This is a genomic window from Acidovorax sp., assembly GCF_046339755.1.
Taxonomy (GTDB): domain Bacteria; phylum Pseudomonadota; class Gammaproteobacteria; order Burkholderiales; family Burkholderiaceae_C; genus Acidovorax.
Genome location: NZ_JBKDTZ010000127.1, coordinates 1 through 19709 on the forward strand (window position 1 = coordinate 1; position 19709 = coordinate 19709).

The following is a 19709-nucleotide window of genomic DNA, read 5'->3' on the forward strand; positions in this document are numbered from 1 at the left end:
GCAACATCCTCACCAGAGAACTGCGCTCAAGGCTCCAGGTCGGACGCCTGCCTGAAGCGTCGCGCAGCGAGCTGCTGGACGCATAGCCTTGCGGCAGGCCCGCCCGTGGGTGGGGAGGCCTTCCAGGCCCTCAGCCCCTTCGCACCAGGAAAGGCCGCAGCCGGCTGGCAAGCGGCATGGCCAGGCCCACCCAGCGGATCAGGCGGCGCGGCCCGGCCACCAGGGCGACCCCCGCCAGGGCCGCCACCGCGGCCGGGTGCTCCTTGGCAAAGGCCGCGGCCCGCAGCGCAAACGGCTCGTCCGAGGAGGCCTGTTGCGCCGACTGGGCCAGCGCCACCGACTGGGCGCGCGCGATGCGGCGCGCGCGGATGCGCTCACGTTGCTTGGCAATGCGGTCGAGCACCCGTTGCTGCTCGGCCGTGGGTTCGGGAACAAAGGCTTGTTGGTTGTCGGCAGCCATCACAGGCGCTCCTTGATGTCGCGCCAGTCCTGGGCGAGTTCCTTGCGGGTCAGCGCAAAGCCGTTGCTGGCCCGCTTGGCCACGGACACCAGGCCAAACAGCGTGCCGCCCCAGCCGAGCAACCAGGCCCCCGCCACCAGCCAGCCCACCAGCACGCGGTGTTCGGTGTCCCAGAATTGCACCAGCACCGCCATGGACAGCATGATGAGGGCCACCACCGTGAGCCCGCCGACCAGGATGGTCAGCACCAGCAGCTGCTGCAGGCGCTGTTTCTGGTCCTGCCATTCCAGGCGGGCCAGGTCCATCCGGTCTTCGGCTGCAATCGCCCCTTCTATGACATTTGCGCGCCAGCGCGCCACCAGCGCATCCAGGCCCAGAAGAGCAAGCCAGTTCATCAGTGTCCTTGGGTTCTACGGGTCAAAGCAGGCCGTGCGGCCTGCGGGTCAACACACAGCCGTTTCAGCGGCGTGCAAGCACGAAGCCGACCAGGGCGCCCACGGCCAGCGCGGCACCAGCCACGCGCCAGGGTTCGTCATGGGCATAGCGGTCCGCGGCCAGCGCGGCATCCTTGGCTTGGCGGGCGGCATCCTGGGCAGCACGCACGGTCGCTTCGCGCGCGCTGTGCAAGCCATCGTCGAGCTTCTGGCGCAAGACCTTGATGTCGGGAATGGAATCGAGGTCCTTGCTGGCCAGCAGGCCGCGCAGGTCGGACACGAGTTTTTCCAGATCGGCCTGGGTCGTGGAGATGGAGTCGGAAACGCTCATAAAGCAAACCTTTCTGATTAGACATTGAAGAAATCACACCCCATGGGTTGCCTGTGGCTCCCCCTCATGCAGCGCTCACTGTCATCTTAGCGGACACATTGCCAAACGCCTTGTAGGACTTGGACTCAATGGCTTACGCATGACAGGGTGTTGACACGCATCATGAGAACAAGGCCGCCACATGCGCGCCGATGGCCAGCGCACTGGTCAGGCCTGGGGACTCGATACCGAACAGGTTCACCAGGCCCGGCACGCCATGCACCGCTGGCCCCTGGATCAGGAAATCGGCCGCCGGTTCATCCGGCGCCGTGATCTTGGGGCGCATGCCAGCATAGCCCGGCAGCAGCGCGCCGTCCGCCAGGCCGGGCCAGTACTTGCGCACCTCGGCGTAGAAGGCATCGCCGCGCGCCGGGTCCACCTGCAGGTCCGCAGGGTCGCCCACCCACTGCACGTCGGGGCCGAAGCGGGCCTGGCCACCCAGGTCCAGCGTGAGGTGCACACCCAGGCCCGCCGCCTCGGGGGCGGGATAGATGAGGCGGGTGAACGGCGCGCGCCCGGCCAGTGTGAAGTAGTTGCCCTTGGCGTAGTACGGCACGGGCACATGGCGTGGGTCCAGCCCTTCGAAGCGCCGTGCCAGGTCAGGCGCGGCAAGCCCTGCGGCATTGACCACCGTGCGCGCCAGCAGTTCGGTTCCATCGGCCGCCTGCAGGAGGATGCCCTCGGCCGTGCAGCGCGCCTGTGCCAGTGGAGAGTTGAGCGCCACCAGGCCCCCCGCATGCTCCAGGTCGCCCTGCAAGGCCAGCATCAGCCCATGGCTGTCGATGATGCCGGTGCTCGGCGAATGCAGCGCGGCCACGCACTGCAGCGCAGGCTCCAGCGCCTGGGCGGCTACAGCATCCAACCACACGAGATCGTGAACGCCGTTGGCTTTTGCGCGCGCCTCGATGCCCTGTAGTGAGGGTATCTGCTCCAGGGAGGTGGCCACGATCAGCTTGCCGCAGCGCCGGTGCGGCACGCCGCGCGCGGCGCAGTAGGCATAGAGCATCTCGCGCCCCTGCACGCACAGCCGGGCCTTGAGCGACCCGGCCGGGGCGGACAGCCCGGCGTGGAGGACCTCGCTGTGGCGCGAGCGGGTGCCGGTGCCGATGGCATCGGCGGCTTCCAACACCATCACCTCGCGCCCCTGCAGCGCCAGCGCGCGGGCCACGGCCAGCCCGACCACGCCGGCGCCCGCCACCACGCAATCGACGGCTTCGCTCACCGCGTTGCCGCCTGCTCGAATCCGTCGAGCACATTCACGGCGTTGTGGCCCAGCTCCGCCGCTGCGTAGCCGCCTTCCAGCACAAACACCGTGGGCAGGCCGAGCGCGGCCAGGCGTTCGCCCAGGCGCGTGAAGTCCGTCGTCTTGAGGGCGAACTTGGAGATCGGATCATCCTCGAAGGCATCGAGCCCGAGCGAGACCACCAGCGTATCGGCCTGGTACTGGGCAATGCGCGCACAGGCCTGCTCCAGTGCGGCGAACCACTGCTCGGCGCTGGTGCCTGCGGGCAGCGGCAGGTTCAGGTTGAAACCCGCGCCCTGCCCTTCGCCGGTTTCGTCGGCATGGCCCAGGTAGAACGGGTACTCGGTGCACGGGTCGCCGTGCATGCTGATGAAGAGCACGTCGTCGCGGCCGTAGAAGATGCTCTGGGTGCCATTGCCGTGGTGGTAGTCCACGTCCAGCAGGGCCACGCGCTGCGAGCCATGGTTGCGCAGCCACTGCGCGGCCACGGCGGCATTGTTGAGGAAGCAGTAGCCGCCCATGAAATCCGGGCCTGCATGGTGGCCGGGCGGGCGCGTGCAGCAGAACGCCGCGCGCGCGCCCTGGGCCACGCGGTTCGCTGCGCTGGCTGCTGCATCGGCGCCGGCCTTGGCGGCCTCCCAGGTGCCTTCGGCCATGGGCGTGCCGTTGTCCATGGAATACAGGCCCAGTTTGGCCACGAAGTTGTCCGGCTCCACGTCGCTGCGCAGGCTGCGCACCGGCCACACCGAGGGAAAGGGCTGGACCGAGGCATTGGCCGCATCCAGCGCCAGCCATTGCGGCCAGGCCGTCTGCAGAAAGGCCAGGTAGCGCGGCGCGTGGATCTGGGCCAGTACGGGGCTGCTGTCCACGTCGGGCACCAGCAGGCCGTGGCCGCGTTCGCGCAGGGCGTCTTCGACGTACTGGGCGCGCACCGGCTTCTCGAAGCAGGGCACGCGCTCGCCGCGGTAGAACTCGTGGACCGGCGCATGCCGGTGGTGCAGCGGGTTGTGGAAGGAAATCATGCAGGCAGAGTCAAAAAGAGGGAGGCCAGCCCCGGCAGGACAGGGGCGGCAGGGCTCACCACTTTAGCGCGTCCCGCACCGCTTTCGGTGCACCAGAACTCAGCACCACCGTGCTGCGATCTCCAAGGCTGGAACGCCCGGCGCCGTCTCGCACAGGGCGATTCAGACCGCCTTACGAGGTGGCTTCCTCTGGCGGGATAAGGCACGCCACCGCCTGCGATGATGGCCGGACGACATCCGCCCAAGCTGGCACAGCGCTTGCATCTCATCTTGTATCCAAGATTGAATTCTTCAAAATGGTGCAAGCAACAAGCTCCCTGGTGGCCGAACTTCCTTCTGCAGCGGCGGACCTGCCCGCGCTGGCGCCGCAGGCCTGGATCCTGCGCTGCGAGCCCCCCATCGCCGGCACGGCCGGCGGGCCTCTCAGCGGCCTGACTTTCGCGGTCAAGGACAACATCGACGTGGCGGGCCACCCCACCTCGGCCGCCTGCCCGGCCTTCGCCCATGCGCCTGCGGCCCATGCCGCGGTGGTGCAGCGCCTGCTCGATGCCGGCGCCACCCTGGTGGGCAAGACCAACCTGGACCAGTTTGCCTGCGGGCTCAATGGCACTCGCTCGCCGCACGGCGCCGTGCCCAATGCGCTGGACCCGGCCTATGTCTCGGGCGGCTCCAGCTCGGGCTCGGCCTATGTGGTGGCCACCGGGCAAGTCGACTTCGCGCTGGGCACCGACACCGCCGGTTCGGGCCGCGTGCCGGCCGGGCTGAACAACATCGTGGGCATCAAGCCGACCAAGGGCCTCATCAGCGCCCGCGGCGTGGTGCCGGCGGCGCAAAGCGCCGACTGCGTCTCGATCTTCGCGCGCACGGTGGACCTCGCAGCCCGCGTGCTGCAGGTGGCCCAGGGCTATGACGCCGAGGACCCCTATGGCCGCCAGCTCAGGCTGGCCAGCGAGCCGCTGCCAGCAAGCTTCCGCTTCGGTGTGCCCGACGTGCTGGAGTTCTTTGGCGACGCAGCGGCCGAGTCCGCATTCGCCGAGGCCGTGGCCCGGCTGAAGGCCCTGGGCGGCACGCCGGTCTCCATCCACTACGCACCCCTGGCCCAGGCCGCCGCCCTGCTCTACGAAAGTGCCCTGGTGGCCGAGCGCTACGCCGCCGTGCGCAGCTTCTTCGATGCGCATGCCGACCAGGTGGTGGAGCCGGTGCGCAGCATCCTGGCCAGCGGGCGCGGCTACAGCGCGGCCGACCTGTGCGATGCCCAGACCCGTCTGCGCGCGCTGGGCCAGCAGGTCGCACCCATGTGGCAAGGGGCCGAGGCCATCGATGTGCTGCTGGTGCCCACGGCGCCAACGCACTACACCATTGCGGCCATGCAGGCCGACCCGGTGGTGCTCAACCGCAACCTCGGGGCCTATACCAACTTCGTCAACCTGCTGGACTATGCCGCCATCGCGGTGCCCAGCAGCCTGCGTGCCGATGGCCTGCCCTTCGGCATCACCCTGATCGGCCCCTGCGGCAGCGACCTGCAACTGGCCGAGCTGGGCCAGCGCTACCACCATGCCACCGGCCTGCCCCAGGCCGCCGGCAGAACGCCCCTGCCCGCGCCCCAACCCATCGCCGGCCTGCTGGCGCCCGCCACGGTACAGGTCGCCGTGGTCGGCGCGCACCTGAGCGGCATGCCGCTCAATGGCCAGCTCGCCGAGCGCGGCGCCACGCTCGAGCGCGCCACCGAGACCGCACCCGACTACCAGCTCTACGCCTTGCCCGGCACCGTGCCGCCCAAGCCCGGCCTGCTGCGCGTGGCGCCGGGCCAGGGCACGCGCATCGCCGTCGAGGTCTGGCGCATGCCGGCCGCGCACTACGGCAGCTTTGTCGCGCTGATTCCCCAGCCGCTGGGCATAGGCACCCTGTCCCTGGCCGACGGCAGCAGCGTGCAGGGCTTCATCTGCGAGCCGCTGGCTCTGGCCGGGGCGCGCGACATCAGCCACTTTGGCGGCTGGCGGGCGTACATCGCGTCGCTCAAGGCCGGCAACTGATTCCATCCACTCCATCCCTTCCAACCCTGCTGCAGGAGCCTGCCATGACATCCCACAGTTCCACCCCTTCCACCGGCACCTCGCGCCGCCGCGTCCTGCAGGCCTCGGCCGCCACCCTGGGCGCACTGGCCGCGCCCGCGCTGGTGCGCGCCCAGGCTGCGCCCAAGATCCGCATCGGCTTCTGGCCCGTGGCGGCCGGCCTGCCCTTCTTCGCTGCGGTGGAAAAGGGCTATTTCAAGGAGGCCGGGCTGGACGTGGAGCCGCTCAAGTTCGCGGGCGCCCAGCAGGTGATGGAGGCCATGCTCTCGGGCCGGTCCGATGGCAGCTCCAACGGCACGGGCTCGGCCAACCTGGCCATCGGCGAGATCGCCCAGCCCGGTCTGTTCAAGATCTTCGCGACCAACCCGAGCAACGCCAAGTTCGTGCTCGATCAGTTCATCACCGGCAAGGACAGTGCCATCAAGACCATGGCCGACCTCAAGGGCAAGAAGATCGCCTCGGGCCCCGGCATCCAGAACATGACCCTGTGCAAGACCATGCTGGAGCGTGCCGGTGCCAGCGGCGTCACGGTGACCGAGCTGCCCATCGGCCAGCACATCGCCGCCATCGTGGCCGGGCAGGTCGATGCCTGCTACACGCTGGAGCCCACGGGCACCATCGGCCGCATGAACGGGACCACGCGCGTCATTGAATCGGGCGTGGTGGCCAAATACATCCTGGGCGACGCCATGGCCCCCTGGCACGGCGGCGCGGCCAGCCTGACCAGCGAATTCATCAAGAAGAACCCCGAAGCCGCCAAGAAATTCATCGCCGCCTATGCCCGGGGCATCGAGCTGGTGCGCACCAAGCCCGAAGAAGCGCGCCAGTTCATGAAGGGCTACACCGCCATCGAAGGCCCGCTCACGGCCGAGGTGCCGCTGGCCTCGTACATGCTCTACAACGAGTTCAAGCCCAGCGACCTGGCGCACTTCCAGAAGTTCTACGACCTGTTCACCGAGAAGGGCATCTTCGAGAAGAAGGTCGTGGTCGACAGCCTGATCTACAAGGCCTGAGGGCAAGGCGCACCATGGCCGACACGACCTCCACCACCGCCGGCGCCTGGTCGCCACCCGCGGGCAAGGCGGCCTCCGCCGTACCGAAGAAGCCCGCCTGGGACCGGTTCCTGCCCTTCGCCGGCCCCCTGGCCCTGTTCATCGTCTGGGACCTGGTGGTGCGCCTGGGCTTCATCAAGCCCATCCTGCTGCCACCGCCCGGCACTACCGTGCTCACCCTGGTCACCGGCCTGGCCGGCGGGCCGCTGCTGCTGGACTTTGCCGTGACCGTCTGGCGCACGGTGCAGGCCTTTTTGATCGCCGCCGTGGTCGGTGTGCCCCTGGGCGTGCTGCTGGGCAGCAACGAGCGCGCCTACCGCAGCGTGGAGTTCCTGATCGACTTCTTCCGCTCCACGCCCTCCTCGGCCCTGATCCCGCTGTTCCTCTTGATCTTCGGCGTGTCGGACGTGAACAAGGTCGCCATCGCCGCATTCGGCGCCTTTTTGATCGTCATCTTCAACAGCGCCTACGGCGTCATCAATGCCCGCAAGCAGCGCGTGATGGCGGCGCGCGTCATGGGCGCCTCGCGCTGGCAGATCTTCAAGGACGTGCTGGTCTGGGAAAGCCTGCAACCTACCTTCGTCGGCCTGCGCTCGGCCGTGTCGATGGCGCTGGTCATCGTCATCGTGGCCGAGATGTTCATCGGCTCCGACAACGGCCTGGGCCACCGCATCATCGACGCGCAGCAGGTGCTCAACGTCAAGAGCATGTACGCCGCCATCCTGGCTGCCGGCGCGCTGGGCTATGCCCTGAACATCCTGTTCCTCGTCGCCGAGCGCAAGATCGTGCACTGGAGCGGCCGATGAACGCCGTCGTCAACGGCGCCGTGTACGCCGACCTGCCCCGCCGCGCCTTCACCCCCGGCCCGGCCGGCACCCACATCACCATCCGCGGTCTGACCAAATACTTCGCGGGCTGGCCGCTGTACGAGGACTTCGACCTCGACATCCCCAAGCACAAGATCGTCTCGGTCTTCGGCCCCAATGGCTGCGGCAAGAGCACGCTGATCAACATGATCGCCGGCCTCGTGCCCATCGACAGCGGCGAGATCCTGTTCGACGGCAAGAGCCTCAAGGACACCAAGATCGGCTACGTCTTCCAGAACTACCGCGAGGCGATGTTCCCGTGGATGCGCACCATCGACAACATCGCCTACCCGCTCAAGCTCGAAGGCAGGAGCAAGGCCGAGGTGGACCGCCGCATGGCCGAGCTGGTGGCCTCGTTCGACGTGAAGTTCGACCTCAACCGCTACCCCTACGAGCTCTCGGGCGGGCAGCAGCAGACGGCCTCCATCATGCGCGCGCTGGCGCCCAACCCCGAGGTGCTGTTCCTCGACGAGCCCTTCTCGGCGCTGGACTTCGAGATGACGCTGTTCATCCGCGAGAAGCTGCAGGAGGTGTTCATGCAGACCGGCACGACCATGCTGCTGGTCTCGCACGACCTCGAAGAAGCCGTCTACCTGGCCGACGAGGTGCTGCTGCTGACCAAGCGCCCGACCAAGGTGGCCGAGATCCTGCACTACGTGGACGCGCGCCCGCGCACCCTGGCCACGCTGAGCGAACCCGGTTTCGTGGCGATGAAGAAGCTCAGCCTGGAGATCTTCCAGCGCGAGGTGCGCCGATGAACGCCGCCGAACTCGAACGCTACCTGGACGCGGCCTCGGCCGCCATCGGCCTGCCCATCGCGCCCGAGCACCGCGCGGCCGTGCTCGGCTACCTGGCCCTGGCCAGCGGCTTTGCCGACACCGTCAACGCCGTGCCCCTGGACGCCACGGACGAACCCGCCATGGCCTTCGTGCCCGTGTCACCGCAGGAGGGCAGCGCATGACAGGCCCGGGGTGGCAACGGGACGCCGCCGGCATGGCGCAGGCCGTGGCGGCGCGCGACGTGACGGCCACAGCGCTGGTAACGGCCTGCCTGGCGCGCATCGGGCAGACCGACGCCCGTGTGAACGCCTTCCCCGAAGTGCTGGGCACCCGTGCCCTGGCACGCGCCGCGCGCATCGATTCCGGCCTGGCCGATGGCACGCAGGCGGCCCTGCCGCTGCTCGGCGTGCCCTTTGCGGTGAAGAACCTGTTCGACGTGGCGGGCATCGCCACCCTGGCGGGCTCGAAGATCGAGCGCGACGCAGCACCCGCCAAGGCCGATGGCCTGCTGGTGCAGCGGCTGGAGGCTGCGGGCGCCATCCTGGTCGGTGCCCTCAACATGGACGAGTACGCTTACGGCTTCACCACCGAGAACAGCCACGCGGGCGCCTGCCACAACCCGCACGACCTGGCACGCATCGCGGGCGGCTCCTCGGGTGGTTCAGGCGCAGCGGTGGCGGCCGGCCAGGCGCCCATCACCCTTGGCTCGGACACCAATGGCTCGATCCGCGTGCCGTCCTCGCTGTGCGGGGTGTTCGGCCTCAAGCCCACCTTCGGGCGCCTGCCGCGCACGGGCAGCTTTCCCTTCATCTCCAGCCTGGACCACCTGGGCCCCATGGCGCGCAGCGTGCGCGACCTGGCACTGGCCTACGACGCCCTGCAGGGGCCCGAGGCACCCGGCGCGCACACGGATGCCGGCTGCGCGCAGCGGCCTGTGGAACCGGTTTTCCACACACTGGGACACGGCACGGCGGGCCTGCGCATCGGCGTGCTCGGCGGCTACTTTGCAAACAACGCCCTGCCCGAGGCGCGTGCCGGCGTGGCCCGGGTGGCGCAGGCGCTGGGCGCCGAGGCCGAACCGGTGGAACTGCCGCTGGTGGAGGCCGGCCGTGCGGCAGCCTTCCTCATCACCAATGCCGAGGCCGGTGCGCTGCACCTCGACAACCTGCGCACGCGGGCGGCCGACTTCGAACCGCTGTCGCGCGACCGCTTCCTGGCCGGTGCACTGATCCCAGCGGCCTGGGTGGCGCGGGCCCAGCGCGTGCGCGGCCGCTATGCCCGCGCTGCTGCCGCCGTGCTGGCGCGCTACGATCTGCTGCTGGCCCCTGCCACACCCTGCGCGGCCACACCCATCGGCACCGAGCGCTTGGACCTCAACGGCCGCGACCTGCCGCTGCGCCCCAACATGGGCCTGCTGACCCAGCCCATCTCGTGCATCGGCCTGCCCGTGTGCTCCGTGCCGGTATGGGGCGCGCATCCCACCCTGCCCATCGGCGTGCAGCTCATCGCCGCGCCCTGGCGCGAAGACCTGGTGCTGCGCGCCGCCGCCGCGCTGGAGGCCGCCGGCATCTGCCACGCCCCCATAGCCACTCTGTGAACGCCATGCACTACCCCATCAACCAGCCGGAGGTGCTTGCCGAAGTGCAGGCCGTGTTCGCCCGCTACGAAGACGCGCTGGTGAACAACAAGGTCGATGTGCTCGACGAGCTGTTCTGGGACAGCCCCCACACCCTGCGCTATGGCGCCACCGAAAACCTGTACGGCTACGCGCAGATCCAGGCGTTTCGCGCCGCGCGCCCGTCCCAGGGCCTGCAGCGGCGCCTGCTGCGCACCGAGATCACGACCTATGGGCGCGACTTCGCCACCGCCAACGTGGAGTTCCAGCGCGAGGGCAGCGCCCGCACCGGCCGCCAGAGCCAGACCTGGCTGCGCACGCCAGCCGGCTGGCGCGTGGTGGCCGCCCACGTCAGCCTGCTCGATTGACCCCTGCCCTTTTTTCCCCTGAAACCCACCTGCCGAAAGGACTGCCATGCAACACGAGAAACCCATGCCCCGCCTTGCCCACCCGAACCGCCGCGAATCCCTCCAATCCCTCGCGGCGCTCGGCGTTGCAGGCACCCTGGGCGGCTGGGCGCTGCAGGCGAACGCACAGGCCCCGCTCACCGTGGGCGTGATCTATGTGGGCCCGCGCGACGACTACGGCTACAACCAGGCCCATGCCCAGGCGGCGGCCGAGCTCAAGAAGATGCCCGGCGTGAAGGTGGTCGAAGAAGAGAACGTGCCTGAAACCGCCGCCGTGCAGAAGACCATGACCGGCATGATCGCGCAGGACGGCGCCAAGCTGCTGTTCCCCACCTCGTTCGGCTACTTCGACCCGCACCTGCTGGCCCTGGCCGCCAAGTACCCGGACGTGCGCTTTTCGCACTGCGGCGGCATGTGGACCGAGGGCAAGCACCCCAAGAACGCGGGCAGCTTCTTCGGCTACATCGACGAGTGCCAGTACCTCAACGGCGTGGTGGCCGGCCACATGAGCAAGAGCGGCAAGATCGCCTTCATCGCGGCCAAACCCATCCCGCAGGTGCTGCGCAACATCAACGCCTTCACGCTGGGTGCGCGCTCGGTCAAGCCGGGCATCACCTGCAGCGTGATCTTCACGGGCGAATGGTCCATGGCCGTCAAGGAGGCCGAGGCCACCAACAGCCTGGCCGACCAGGGCTGCGACGTGTTCACCATGCACGTGGACGGGCCCAAGGTCATCGTCGAGACCGCGGCCAAGCGCGGCAAGATGGTCTGCGGCTACCACGCCAGCCAGGCCAAGCTGGCGCCCCAGGCCTACCTGACGGGGGCCGAGTGGAACTGGCTCACGGCCTACACCACCATCATCGAGGCGGCGCGCACCGGCAAGCCGCACCCCAACTTCCTGCGCGGGGGCCTGAAGGAAGGCTTCGTGAAGATGTCGGCCTACGGCCCGGCCGTGAGCGATGCGGCGAAGAAGCAGGCCGACGAGACCAAGGCGAAGATGGTCGCGGGCGGCTTCGACATCTTCAAGGGCCCGCTCAAGACCAACAAGGGCAAGGAGGTCGTCGCCAGCGGCAAGTCGTTCAAGCAGACCGACCTGGAGCTGGAAAAGATGGACTACCTGGTCGAAGGCGTCCTGGGTTCTTTCTGAGCGAAGGACTGCCATGCACCCGGCAGCCAAGGAGATCCTCCTGCCTGTTGCCGCCATTGCCCTGTCTCTGCTGCTGTTCGGCTGATTCGTCGGCGTTGCCTGCGTGCACCCGCGCGTCGTGTGGGCGACGCTGTTCAAGGGCGCCTTCGGCGACTGGTTCTCGTGGCAGAACACCTTGCAGCGCGCCGCGCCGCTGATGCTCACCGCCCTGTGCGTGGCGCTGCCCGCGCGCGCTGGCCTCACGGTGATCGGGGGCGAAGGCGCGCTGGTGCTCGGCGGCCTGGCCGCCGCGGCCCTGCCCATGGCCGTGGCCCTGCCCACCAACGCGGCAGGCACGGTGCTGGCCTGTGCCGCTGGCGCGGTGGCCGGCGCGCTGTGGATCATGCTGGCGGGCTGGCTGCGCCAGTACCGCGGCATCAACGAGACCATCAGCAGCCTGCTGCTGTCGTACGTGGCGATCGGGCTGTTCAAGCACTTCGTGGAAGGTGCGCTGCGCGACCCGGCCAGCCTGAACAAGCCGGCCACGCCCAGCCTCGATCCCGGACTGCTGATCGGCGGTATCGCCGGGTCCGACGTGCACTGGGGCCTGGTGCTGGGTGTGCTGGCCTGCGTGGCGCTGGGCCTGTGGCTGCACTTCACGGCCTCGGGCTTCTCGGTGCGCGTGGTGGGCGGCAACCCGCGCGCGGCACAACTCGTGGGCCTTCCGGCCACGCGCCTGGTGCTGCTGGCCTGCGCACTGGGCGGTGCGGCGGCCGGCCTGGCCGGCGCGGTGGAAGTGGCGGCCGTGCACACCAATGCCAACGGGGCGCTGATCGCGGGCTATGGCTATGCAGGCATCCTCGTGGCGTTCATCGCACGGCACAACCCGGTGGCCATCATCCCGGTGGCCATCGTGTTCGGCGGCTTCGGCGCAGCGGGCAGCCTGCTGCAGCGGCGCCTGGGCCTGCCCGATGCCTCGGTGATGGTGCTGCAGGGCATTGCCTTCGTGCTGATCCTGGCCAGCGAGGCGCTGCGCGACGTGGATTGGCGGACCTGGTGGGCCCAGCGCCGCAAGCGGTCCGAGGAGACCGGAACCACCCCGGCACCGACTGCCCACGTGGAGGCGATATGAGCACAGACCAATGGATTGCCCTCGTCGCCGCCATCGTGGGCGGGGCCCTGCGCGTGGGCGTGCCCTTCCTGTTCGTGAGCCTGGGCGAATGCCTCACCGAAAAATCGGGCCGCATCAACCTGGGGCTGGAGGGCGTGCTGGTGCTCTCGGCCATGGCGGCCTTCGGCGGCGCCTACCTCACGGGCTCGCCCTGGCTGGGCGTGCTGGCCGGTGCTGCTGCTGGTGCCCTGCTGGCCACGCTGCACGGCGTGCTGTGCTCGCTGCCGCGCGTGAACGACGTGGCCACCGGCATCGCGCTGATGCTGCTGGGCACGGGCCTGGCCTTCTACCTTGGCAAGCCGCTGATCCAGCCGCAGGCCCCGCAGATCCCCGCCCTGCCGCTGGGTAGCTGGAGCGACTCACCGGTGGTGCAGTCGGCCCTGCAGGTCAATGCCCTGCTGCCACTGGGTATCGTGCTGGCCGTGGTCCTCTGGTGGGCCTTTGCGCGCACGCGCTGGGGCCTGCTGGTGCGGCTGGCGGGCGACTCGGCCAACGCCACGCGGGCCCTGGGCTATTCGGTGCCGGGCATCCGCATCGCGGCCACGGCGGCGGGCGGCTTCATCGCCGGGCTGGGCGGCGCCTCGCTGACCCTGTTCTACCCCGGCAGCTGGAACGAGGGCATCTCCAGCGGCCAGGGCCTGATCGCCGTGGCGCTGGTGATCTTCGCGCGCTGGAGCCCCCTGCGCTGCCTGGTGGCGGCCCTGCTGTTCGGCGGCGCCGGCGCCATCGGCCCGGCCCTGCAGTCGGTCGGTGTGGGCTGGGGCTACCACCTTTTCAACACCGTGCCCTATGTGCTGACCCTGCTCATCCTGGTGGTGACCTGCAAGCCCGGCAGTGTCGCGGCCGGCAGCCCCGGTGAGCTGTCTTCAACCAAATAAGCGCTAAGGAGCGACCCTCGTGACCAGCCCCACTACCCGCCATGTCCAGGCCAACCCCTATGCCTGGCCCTACAACGGCGACCTGCGCCCGGACAACACGGCGCTGCTCGTGATCGACATGCAGACCGACTTCTGCGGCATCGGCGGCTATGTGGACGTGATGGGCTACGACATCGCCCTCACGCGGGCGCCCATCGCGCCGCTGCAGCGCCTTCTGCCGGCGATGCGCGCGCAGGGATTTCGCATCATCCACACCCGCGAGGGGCACCGGCCCGACCTGGCCGACCTGCCGGCCAACAAGCGCTGGCGCTCGCGCCAGATCGGCAAGGACGGCCTGGGCATCGGCGATGCCGGGCCCTGCGGGCGCATCCTGGTGCGCGGCGAGCCGGGCTGGGAGCTGATCCCCGAACTCGCGCCGCTGCCCGGCGAGGTGGTGATCGACAAGCCCGGCAAGGGCTCGTTCTACGCCACCGACCTGGACATGGTGCTCCACCTGGCGGGCGTGCAGAACCTCGTCCTCGCCGGCATCACCACCTATGTCTGCTTGCACACCACAATGCGCGAGGCCAACGACCGGGGCTATGAATGCCTGCTGCTCTCGGACTGCACGGCCGCCACCGATCCGGCCAACCACCAGGCCGCATTGAACATGGTGACCATGCAGGGCGGCGTGTTTGGGGCGCATGCCACTTCGGCCGATCTGTTGATGGCCTTGGAATAGCCCTCAAGGAACCACGCCATGTCCGACCACCTGCCCGACCACCCCATTGGCGCCCTTCCCTCCGGCACCGGCGCGCTGGCGCTGGAGACCTGGAACCTGACCAAGCGCTTTGGCAGCTTCACTGCCATGGACCGCGTGAGCATGCGCGTGGAACCCGGCAGCGTGCATGCCCTGCTGGGCGAGAACGGCGCGGGCAAGAGCACGCTGGTGAAATGCGTGGCCGGCTTCCAGCGCGCCGAGGAAGGCGCCATCCTGATCGACGGGCGCGAGCAGGCCATCGCCAACCCCATCGTCGCACGCAGCCTGGGCATCGGCATGGTCTACCAGCACTTCACGCTGGCGCCGGGCATGACGGTGGCCGAGAATCTGCTGCTGGCCAGCGGCCAGACCCCGGCGGTGATCGACTGGCGCGCCAAGCGGGCCGAGCTGCAGGCCTTTCTGGCCACCACGCCCTTCCGGCTGGACCTGGATGCCCGACCTTCGGAACTGGCGGCCGGCGAAAAGCAGAAACTCGAACTGCTCAAGCAGCTGTACCTGCGCCCACGGCTGTTGATACTGGACGAGCCCACCTCGGTGCTGACCCCACAGGAGGCCGACGAGGTGCTGGGACATGTGCGCGCCTTTGCGCAGAGCGGGCAGTGCAGCGTCGTCATCATCACGCACAAGTTCCGCGAAGTCATGGCCTATGCCGACGCCGTGACCGTGCTGCGCCGCGGCCAGGCCGTGCACCATGGCCGCGTGGCCGATACCGGGCCACAGGCCCTGGCCCAGGCCATGATGGGGGAGACCGCCAACGCCCCGTCCATCACCGTCCGCCCGGCGCCGGCTGCCGACACCGGTGCCACGCCGGGCGAGGTCGCACTGCAGGTGCAGGGCCTGCAGGCCCCGGGCGACCGCGGTACGCTGGCCTTGCCGGGCCTGGACCTCGTGGTGCGCCGGGGCGAGGTGCTGGGTGTGGCCGGCGTATCGGGCAATGGCCAGCGCGAACTGGTCGAGGCCCTGGTGGGCCAGCGCCCGCGCCTGGCCGGCCGGGTGCAGGTGCTGGGCCGGGACTACACCGCCACGCGCACGCAGAACCGCGAACTCAAGGTACGCAGCCTGCCGGAGGAGCCGCTGCGCAACGCCTGCGTGGGCGACCTGTCGGTGGCCGAGAACATGGCCCTGCGCGACTTCGACCAGCCACCGCTGCGCCGCGGCGGCGTGCTGCGCTTTGCCGCCTGGCGCAGCCGCGCGCGCGAGTGGATCGCGGGCTATGGCGTCAAGACCCAGGGCGAGGGCGCGCCCATCCGCAGCCTGTCGGGTGGCAACGTGCAGCGCGCGGTGCTGGCGCGCGAACTGGCAGGCGACATCAATGTGCTGATCGCGGCCAACCCGGTGTTCGGGCTGGACTTCGCGGCCGTGGCCGAGATCCATGCCCGCATCCTCGGCGTACGCGAGCGCGGCGGGGCCGTGCTGCTGATCAGCGAAGACCTGGACGAACTGCTGGAGCTGGCCGACCGCATCGTGGTCATGAGCGAGGGCCGCATCGTCCATGAAACCCCGGCCTCCATTGCCGAGCGCCATGTGCTGGGCGCCTACATGGGCGGCGGGCACGAGCACACACCCCACCAGGAAGCGGCATGAGCCCGACGACCACCCTCCACGCCAACCCTTTCGACTACCGCTTCGCGCTGGCGCACACTGCGCTGGTCATCATCGACATGCAGCGCGATTTCATCGAGCCCGGTGGCTTTGGCGAGACCCTGGGCAACGATGTGTCGCTGCTCGAAGCCATCGTGCCCGCCTGCCAGGCCGTACAGGCCGCCTGGCGCGCCGCAGGCGGCCTGGTGGTGCACACGCGCGAATCGCACCGGCCCGACCTGTCGGACTGCCCGCCCGCCAAGCGGCTGCGCGGCAACCCGCAGCTGCGCATCGGCGACGAAGGGCCCATGGGCCGCATCCTGGTCGCGGGCGAGCCGGGCAACCAGATCATCCCGGCCCTGGCCCCGTTGGAGGGCGAGATCGTGGTCGACAAGCCCGGCAAGGGCATGTTCTACGCCACCGGCCTGCACGAAACCCTGCAGGCACGCGGCATCACCCACCTCGTCTTCATGGGCGTGACCACCGAAGTCTGCGTGCAGACCAGCATGCGCGAGGCCAACGACCGGGGCTACGATGGCCTGCTGCTGGAAGACTGCACCGAGAGCTACTTCCCGCATTTCAAGGCGGCCGCCATCGAGATGCTGCGCGCCCAGGGCGCCATCGTCGGGTGGACAGCCCCATCAGCGGCCTTGCTGTCGGCATTGGCTGACCTTCCCTCCGCTTCGTAGTTGCTAAAGTCGCCTTGTGCAGACACCCGCCCTCCCCCTGTCCAAGACCAAACCGGCCCGCAGCTCGCGCGCCGACGATGTGTACGCCCAGCTCAAGCGCGACGTGGGCGAGTTCAAGCTGGTGCCCGGCGACCGCTTCACCGAAAACGAGATCTGCGAGCGCCTGGGCGTCTCGCGCACCCCCGTGCGCCAGGCACTGGTACGCCTGCAGCAGGAGGGCTATGTGGAGGTGCTGTTTCGCAGCGGCTGGCGCGTGCTGCCCTTTGACTTCGACCAGTTCGAGCAGCTCTACGACCTGCGCATGGTGCTGGAGACCACGGCCGTGCACCGCCTGTGCGACGAGGGGGCCGGCGCGCTCAAGTCCATGCCGGTGGACCACCGGCTGCTCGACGAACTCAACCGCATCTGGCTGGTGCCGGTGGCCGAGCGCAGCACCGACACCCTGCAGGTGGCCGCGTGGGACGAGGCCTTCCACTGCGCGCTGGTGCGCGCGGCCGGCAATGCCGAGATGACGCGCGTGCACCGCGACGTGACCGAGCGCATCCGCATCATCCGCCGGCTCGACTTCACGCAGCAGGCGCGCATCGAGGCGACCTACGACGAGCACGCCACCATCCTCAAGGCCATCCGCGCCCACCGCGGCGACCAGGCCGCCATGCTGCTGCGCGCCCACATCCAGACCAGCCAGGCCGAGGTGCGCAAGATCACGCTGCACCAGGTGCACATGGCGCGCCTGGGGCCCAATGCCGGGTAAGTGACACAATCTGCGGGTTGCGGGGCTATGGCAGCAGTCGCAGCCCCGCCCACCTACCGAACGAGGAGATGCCATGCGCTTGAAGTTCTCTGCCGCCGCCCTCTTCCTGGCCACCGCCCTGTCGGCCCAGGCCCAGAACGTGAAGGTGACGCCGCTGGGCGGCATCGAGGGCGAACTGTGCCCTCAGGACCGGGCCCTGGTCTTCGAAGACCCCAATGGCACGCGCATCCTGTACGACCCTGGCCGCACGGTGGCGGGGGCCGGCGACCCGCGGCTGGGCAAGATCGACATCATCCTCGTGAGCCACATGCATGGCGACCATGTGGGCAATGCGCACAACAAGGCACCGAATTCCGGAACCTGTGCCAGCCCCGACATGTCCGTCTCGGCCCTGCCCAACTCCAGCGTGGTGAACATCGCGCTGGCCAAGAAATCGAAGATCGTGACCGGCAGCGAGATGCCGCCCTTCTTCGCGGCCAAGCTCAAGGCCAATGGCGGCGACCCGGCCAGTTCCATGCTGGCGCGCTTCGGCGGCAGCGTCACCGTCAGTGGGGTGCGCATCGCAACGGTGACGGCCGTACACAGCAACGGCGTGGACCCGGACTACATCGGCGGCCAACTGGGCGACGCGATGAAGGCGGCCGGCATCGCCGGCGACGTGGGCCTGGCCACGGGCTATGTGCTGACCTTCAGCAACGGCCTCGTGGCCTACCTGTCGGGGGATACGGGCATCACCGCCGACCAGGAGCGCGTGGTGCGCGACTACTACAAGGCCAGGCTGGCGGTGATGAACATCGGCGACGGCTTCAGCACCGGCCCTGCCGAAGCCGCGTACGTGATCAACGACCTGGTCAAGCCCGCCACCGTGATCGCATCCCACGTCAACGAGGTCGGCACGGTGGACGGCGTGGTGCGCCCGGGCAGCAAGACCGAGGCCTTCATCAAGGCCTCGCGCGTGCCGGTGGTGGTGCCGCTGTCAGGGCGAACCATGGAGTTCACGGCGGCCGGCACCTGCTCAGCCGGTTGCGGCAAGGCCCACAATTGAGCGCGTCGCAATGAAAAAACCCTTGCAGGCCATAAGCCTGCAAGGGTTTCGAATTGGTGGGAGATGCAAGTTTCGAACTTGCGACCCCTGCAGTGTGAATGCAGTGCTCTACCCCTGAGCTAATCTCCCGCAGCGCCATCCTTCGTGCGAAGGACTTTGCCGTGGTTTGCTTGTCTGCGAGCGAGATGGTGGGAGATGCAAGTTTCGAACTTGCGACCCCTGCAGTGTGAATGCAGTGCTCTACCCCTGAGCTAATCTCCCGTTGTCGCTGCGACAAGCCTTAGATTATAGAACAGTTTTTCAGGCCGTTTGGAATTTTCGCCAGATTGTTTTGCCATTGCTCGCCTTGTCGATCTGCGTGAGCACCTCGGCGTGCGAGGCCACTTCCTGTTCGCTGGCAGGCAAGACAGGCAACACCAGGCTGCGCAGATCGATGGCAGCCACGCTGATGCCGCCAGCGCTGTCGTCGGTCTCGTCGATGACCAGCAATGCATCCTGCCCGCGCGTCATGTTGATGTAGACGTCGGCCAGCAGCTCGGCATCGAGCAAGGCGCCGTGCAGCGTACGGCCCGAGTTGTCCACTTCCAGCCGGTCGCACAGCGCATCGAGCGAGTTGCGCTTGCCGGGGAACATCTCCTTGGCCATGGCCAGGGTGTCGGTCACGCTGGCGACATAGGTCTTGAGTGGCGGGCGGCCCGTGAGTTCGAGCTCCTTGTTCAGGAAGCCCACGTCGAAGGCCGCGTTGTGGATGATGATCTCGGCGCCCTGCAGGTACGCGAGGATGTCCGGGGCCAGTTCGGCGAACTTGGGCTTGTCGCGCAGGAACTCGTTGCTGATGCCGTGCACCTTGAGCGCATCCTCGTGGCTGTCGCGCCCCGGGTTGAAGTAGAAGTGCAGGTTGTTGCCCGTGAGCTTGCGGTTGAGCAGCTCCACGCAACCGAGTTCGATGATGCGGTCGCCGCCCTCGGCCGAGAGGCCGGTGGTTTCGGTGTCGAGAACGATCTGCCGGGTCATTTCAATGGTTTTCCTTGGCGTGGTTGACCGTGTACTTGGGGATTTCCACGGTCACATCGGTTTGCGCCAGGATGGCCTGGCACGACAGGCGCGATTGTGGCTCCAGGCCCCAGGCGAGGTCCAGCAGGTCTTCCTCTTCTTCCTCGGCATCGTTGAGCGAGGACAGGCCCTGGCGCACGATGACGTGGCAGGTGGTGCAGGCGCAGCTCATGTCGCAGGCATGCTCGATGTCGATGTGGTTGTCCAGCATGGCCTCGCAGATCGAGGTGCCGGCGGACGCGGTGATCTCGGCGCCGGCGGGGCAGTATTCCGGGTGGGGCAGGATTCTGATGACGGGCATGGTGGGCGTCTTGTTCTTGTGGGGTGTGTGA

General features: G+C 68.6%; 21 protein-coding genes, 2 tRNA genes and 1 pseudogene. 15 read left to right on the forward strand and 9 right to left on the reverse strand.

Going from position 1 to position 19709, the window contains the following annotated elements; translation table 11 throughout:
* Positions 1-130: 130 nt before the first annotated feature.
* The 5 genes from ACK59X_RS09685 to ACK59X_RS09705 all read right to left on the reverse strand — a co-directional run bounded on the left by ACK59X_RS09685 (position 131) and on the right by ACK59X_RS09705 (position 3529).
* The gene (locus ACK59X_RS09685) at positions 131-460 is read right to left on the reverse strand and encodes a hypothetical protein (RefSeq protein WP_409956867.1); all 330 of its coding nucleotides are present in this window, start codon (positions 458-460) and stop codon (positions 131-133) included.
* Complete coding sequence (locus tag ACK59X_RS09690) at positions 460-855, reverse strand: phage holin family protein (protein ID WP_409956869.1); 396 nt, start codon at positions 853-855, stop codon at positions 460-462. Before ACK59X_RS09690 ends, ACK59X_RS09685 begins: the two co-directional genes overlap by 1 nt.
* A 64-nt stretch (positions 856-919) precedes the next feature.
* Entirely contained in the window at positions 920-1225 is a 306-nt protein-coding gene (locus tag ACK59X_RS09695) for a DUF883 family protein (protein WP_409956870.1), read from the reverse strand.
* Positions 1226-1385: 160 nt separating this feature from the next.
* On the reverse strand, positions 1386-2486 hold the full coding sequence (locus ACK59X_RS09700) for an NAD(P)/FAD-dependent oxidoreductase (protein ID WP_409956872.1): 1101 nt from the start codon (positions 2484-2486) through the stop codon (positions 1386-1388).
* Positions 2483-3529, reverse strand: a complete 1047-nt coding sequence (locus ACK59X_RS09705) for a histone deacetylase family protein (protein ID WP_409956874.1) — start codon at positions 3527-3529, stop codon at positions 2483-2485. The genes ACK59X_RS09700 and ACK59X_RS09705 overlap by 4 nt, the downstream gene beginning before the upstream one ends.
* A 296-nt stretch (positions 3530-3825) precedes the next feature.
* Between ACK59X_RS09705 and atzF the strand changes: the two genes are divergently transcribed.
* From atzF to ACK59X_RS09780, 15 genes and pseudogenes are all read left to right on the forward strand, one after another.
* Positions 3826-5562 (forward strand): allophanate hydrolase, encoded by a 1737-nt coding sequence (gene atzF / locus ACK59X_RS09710; protein WP_409956875.1) that lies wholly within the window; start codon positions 3826-3828, stop codon positions 5560-5562.
* Between the two features lie 44 nt (positions 5563-5606).
* Positions 5607-6614 (forward strand): ABC transporter substrate-binding protein, encoded by a 1008-nt coding sequence (locus ACK59X_RS09715; protein WP_409956877.1) that lies wholly within the window; start codon positions 5607-5609, stop codon positions 6612-6614.
* A 14-nt stretch (positions 6615-6628) separates the two neighbouring features.
* Positions 6629-7459 carry an ABC transporter permease gene (locus tag ACK59X_RS09720; RefSeq protein WP_409956879.1) on the forward strand — a complete coding sequence of 277 codons (831 nt, stop codon included), beginning with the start codon at positions 6629-6631 and terminating at the stop codon, positions 7457-7459.
* On the forward strand, positions 7456-8277 hold the full coding sequence (locus tag ACK59X_RS09725) for an ABC transporter ATP-binding protein (protein ID WP_409956881.1): 822 nt from the start codon (positions 7456-7458) through the stop codon (positions 8275-8277). The genes ACK59X_RS09720 and ACK59X_RS09725 overlap by 4 nt, the downstream gene beginning before the upstream one ends.
* A complete protein-coding gene (locus ACK59X_RS09730) occupies positions 8274-8480 on the forward strand; it encodes a DUF4089 domain-containing protein (RefSeq protein WP_409956883.1) in 207 nt (68 codons plus the stop codon). The genes ACK59X_RS09725 and ACK59X_RS09730 overlap by 4 nt, the downstream gene beginning before the upstream one ends.
* Entirely contained in the window at positions 8477-9895 is a 1419-nt protein-coding gene (locus tag ACK59X_RS09735) for an AtzE family amidohydrolase (protein ID WP_409956885.1), read from the forward strand. The genes ACK59X_RS09730 and ACK59X_RS09735 overlap by 4 nt, the downstream gene beginning before the upstream one ends.
* Before the next feature lie 5 nt (positions 9896-9900).
* Complete coding sequence (gene hpxZ, locus ACK59X_RS09740) at positions 9901-10281, forward strand: oxalurate catabolism protein HpxZ (protein ID WP_409956887.1); 381 nt, start codon at positions 9901-9903, stop codon at positions 10279-10281.
* A 64-nt stretch (positions 10282-10345) separates the two neighbouring features.
* Positions 10346-11467 (forward strand): BMP family ABC transporter substrate-binding protein, encoded by a 1122-nt coding sequence (locus ACK59X_RS09745; protein WP_409956889.1) that lies wholly within the window; start codon positions 10346-10348, stop codon positions 11465-11467.
* Positions 11468-11480: 13 nt separating this feature from the next.
* Positions 11481-12578, forward strand: a pseudogene (locus tag ACK59X_RS09750) (ABC transporter permease).
* Complete coding sequence (locus ACK59X_RS09755; RefSeq protein ID WP_409956891.1) at positions 12575-13495, forward strand: ABC transporter permease; 921 nt, start codon at positions 12575-12577, stop codon at positions 13493-13495. The pseudogene ACK59X_RS09750 and the gene ACK59X_RS09755 overlap by 4 nt, the downstream one beginning before the upstream one ends.
* A gap of 19 nt (positions 13496-13514) precedes the next feature.
* Positions 13515-14216: a cysteine hydrolase family protein gene (locus tag ACK59X_RS09760; RefSeq protein WP_409956893.1), complete on the forward strand. Its 702-nt coding sequence runs from the start codon at positions 13515-13517 to the stop codon at positions 14214-14216.
* Between the two features lie 18 nt (positions 14217-14234).
* Positions 14235-15839, forward strand: a complete 1605-nt coding sequence (locus ACK59X_RS09765; protein ID WP_409956895.1) for an ABC transporter ATP-binding protein — start codon at positions 14235-14237, stop codon at positions 15837-15839.
* Positions 15836-16525: a cysteine hydrolase family protein gene (locus ACK59X_RS09770; RefSeq protein WP_409956896.1), complete on the forward strand. Its 690-nt coding sequence runs from the start codon at positions 15836-15838 to the stop codon at positions 16523-16525. Before ACK59X_RS09765 ends, ACK59X_RS09770 begins: the two co-directional genes overlap by 4 nt.
* A 16-nt stretch (positions 16526-16541) precedes the next feature.
* A complete protein-coding gene (locus ACK59X_RS09775) occupies positions 16542-17279 on the forward strand; it encodes a GntR family transcriptional regulator (protein WP_409956898.1) in 738 nt (245 codons plus the stop codon).
* Between the two features lie 73 nt (positions 17280-17352).
* A complete protein-coding gene (locus tag ACK59X_RS09780; protein WP_409956900.1) occupies positions 17353-18324 on the forward strand; it encodes an MBL fold metallo-hydrolase in 972 nt (323 codons plus the stop codon).
* Positions 18325-18378: 54 nt separating this feature from the next.
* Here the strand turns inward: ACK59X_RS09780 and ACK59X_RS09785 are convergent.
* The 4 genes from ACK59X_RS09785 to fdx all read right to left on the reverse strand — a co-directional run bounded on the left by ACK59X_RS09785 (position 18379) and on the right by fdx (position 19678).
* A tRNA-Val gene (locus ACK59X_RS09785) sits at positions 18379-18453 on the reverse strand.
* A gap of 57 nt (positions 18454-18510) precedes the next feature.
* Positions 18511-18585, reverse strand: a tRNA-Val gene (locus ACK59X_RS09790).
* 39 nt (positions 18586-18624) lie between these two features.
* Positions 18625-19338 carry a DNA polymerase III subunit epsilon gene (gene dnaQ, locus ACK59X_RS09795; protein WP_409956902.1) on the reverse strand — a complete coding sequence of 238 codons (714 nt, stop codon included), beginning with the start codon at positions 19336-19338 and terminating at the stop codon, positions 18625-18627.
* Position 19339: 1 nt separating this feature from the next.
* Entirely contained in the window at positions 19340-19678 is a 339-nt protein-coding gene (gene fdx, locus ACK59X_RS09800; RefSeq protein ID WP_409956903.1) for an ISC system 2Fe-2S type ferredoxin, read from the reverse strand.
* Positions 19679-19709: the final 31 nt, after the last annotated feature.

Coding starts and splice junctions, on each gene's coding strand:
- ACK59X_RS09685 (WP_409956867.1), bottom strand. CDS start 460: ATGGCTGCCGACAACCAACAAGCCTTTGTTCCCGAACCCACGGCCGAG.
- ACK59X_RS09690 (WP_409956869.1), bottom strand. CDS start 855: ATGAACTGGCTTGCTCTTCTGGGCCTGGATGCGCTGGTGGCGCGCTGG.
- ACK59X_RS09695 (WP_409956870.1), bottom strand. CDS start 1,225: ATGAGCGTTTCCGACTCCATCTCCACGACCCAGGCCGATCTGGAAAAA.
- ACK59X_RS09705 (WP_409956874.1), bottom strand. CDS start 3,529: ATGATTTCCTTCCACAACCCGCTGCACCACCGGCATGCGCCGGTCCAC.
- atzF (WP_409956875.1), top strand. CDS start 3,826: ATGGTGCAAGCAACAAGCTCCCTGGTGGCCGAACTTCCTTCTGCAGCG.
- ACK59X_RS09715 (WP_409956877.1), top strand. CDS start 5,607: ATGACATCCCACAGTTCCACCCCTTCCACCGGCACCTCGCGCCGCCGC.
- ACK59X_RS09720 (WP_409956879.1), top strand. CDS start 6,629: ATGGCCGACACGACCTCCACCACCGCCGGCGCCTGGTCGCCACCCGCG.
- ACK59X_RS09725 (WP_409956881.1), top strand. CDS start 7,456: ATGAACGCCGTCGTCAACGGCGCCGTGTACGCCGACCTGCCCCGCCGC.
- ACK59X_RS09730 (WP_409956883.1), top strand. CDS start 8,274: ATGAACGCCGCCGAACTCGAACGCTACCTGGACGCGGCCTCGGCCGCC.
- ACK59X_RS09735 (WP_409956885.1), top strand. CDS start 8,477: ATGACAGGCCCGGGGTGGCAACGGGACGCCGCCGGCATGGCGCAGGCC.
- hpxZ (WP_409956887.1), top strand. CDS start 9,901: ATGCACTACCCCATCAACCAGCCGGAGGTGCTTGCCGAAGTGCAGGCC.
- ACK59X_RS09745 (WP_409956889.1), top strand. CDS start 10,346: ATGCCCCGCCTTGCCCACCCGAACCGCCGCGAATCCCTCCAATCCCTC.
- ACK59X_RS09755 (WP_409956891.1), top strand. CDS start 12,575: ATGAGCACAGACCAATGGATTGCCCTCGTCGCCGCCATCGTGGGCGGG.
- ACK59X_RS09765 (WP_409956895.1), top strand. CDS start 14,235: ATGTCCGACCACCTGCCCGACCACCCCATTGGCGCCCTTCCCTCCGGC.
- ACK59X_RS09770 (WP_409956896.1), top strand. CDS start 15,836: ATGAGCCCGACGACCACCCTCCACGCCAACCCTTTCGACTACCGCTTC.
- ACK59X_RS09780 (WP_409956900.1), top strand. CDS start 17,353: ATGCGCTTGAAGTTCTCTGCCGCCGCCCTCTTCCTGGCCACCGCCCTG.
- dnaQ (WP_409956902.1), bottom strand. CDS start 19,338: ATGACCCGGCAGATCGTTCTCGACACCGAAACCACCGGCCTCTCGGCC.
- fdx (WP_409956903.1), bottom strand. CDS start 19,678: ATGCCCGTCATCAGAATCCTGCCCCACCCGGAATACTGCCCCGCCGGC.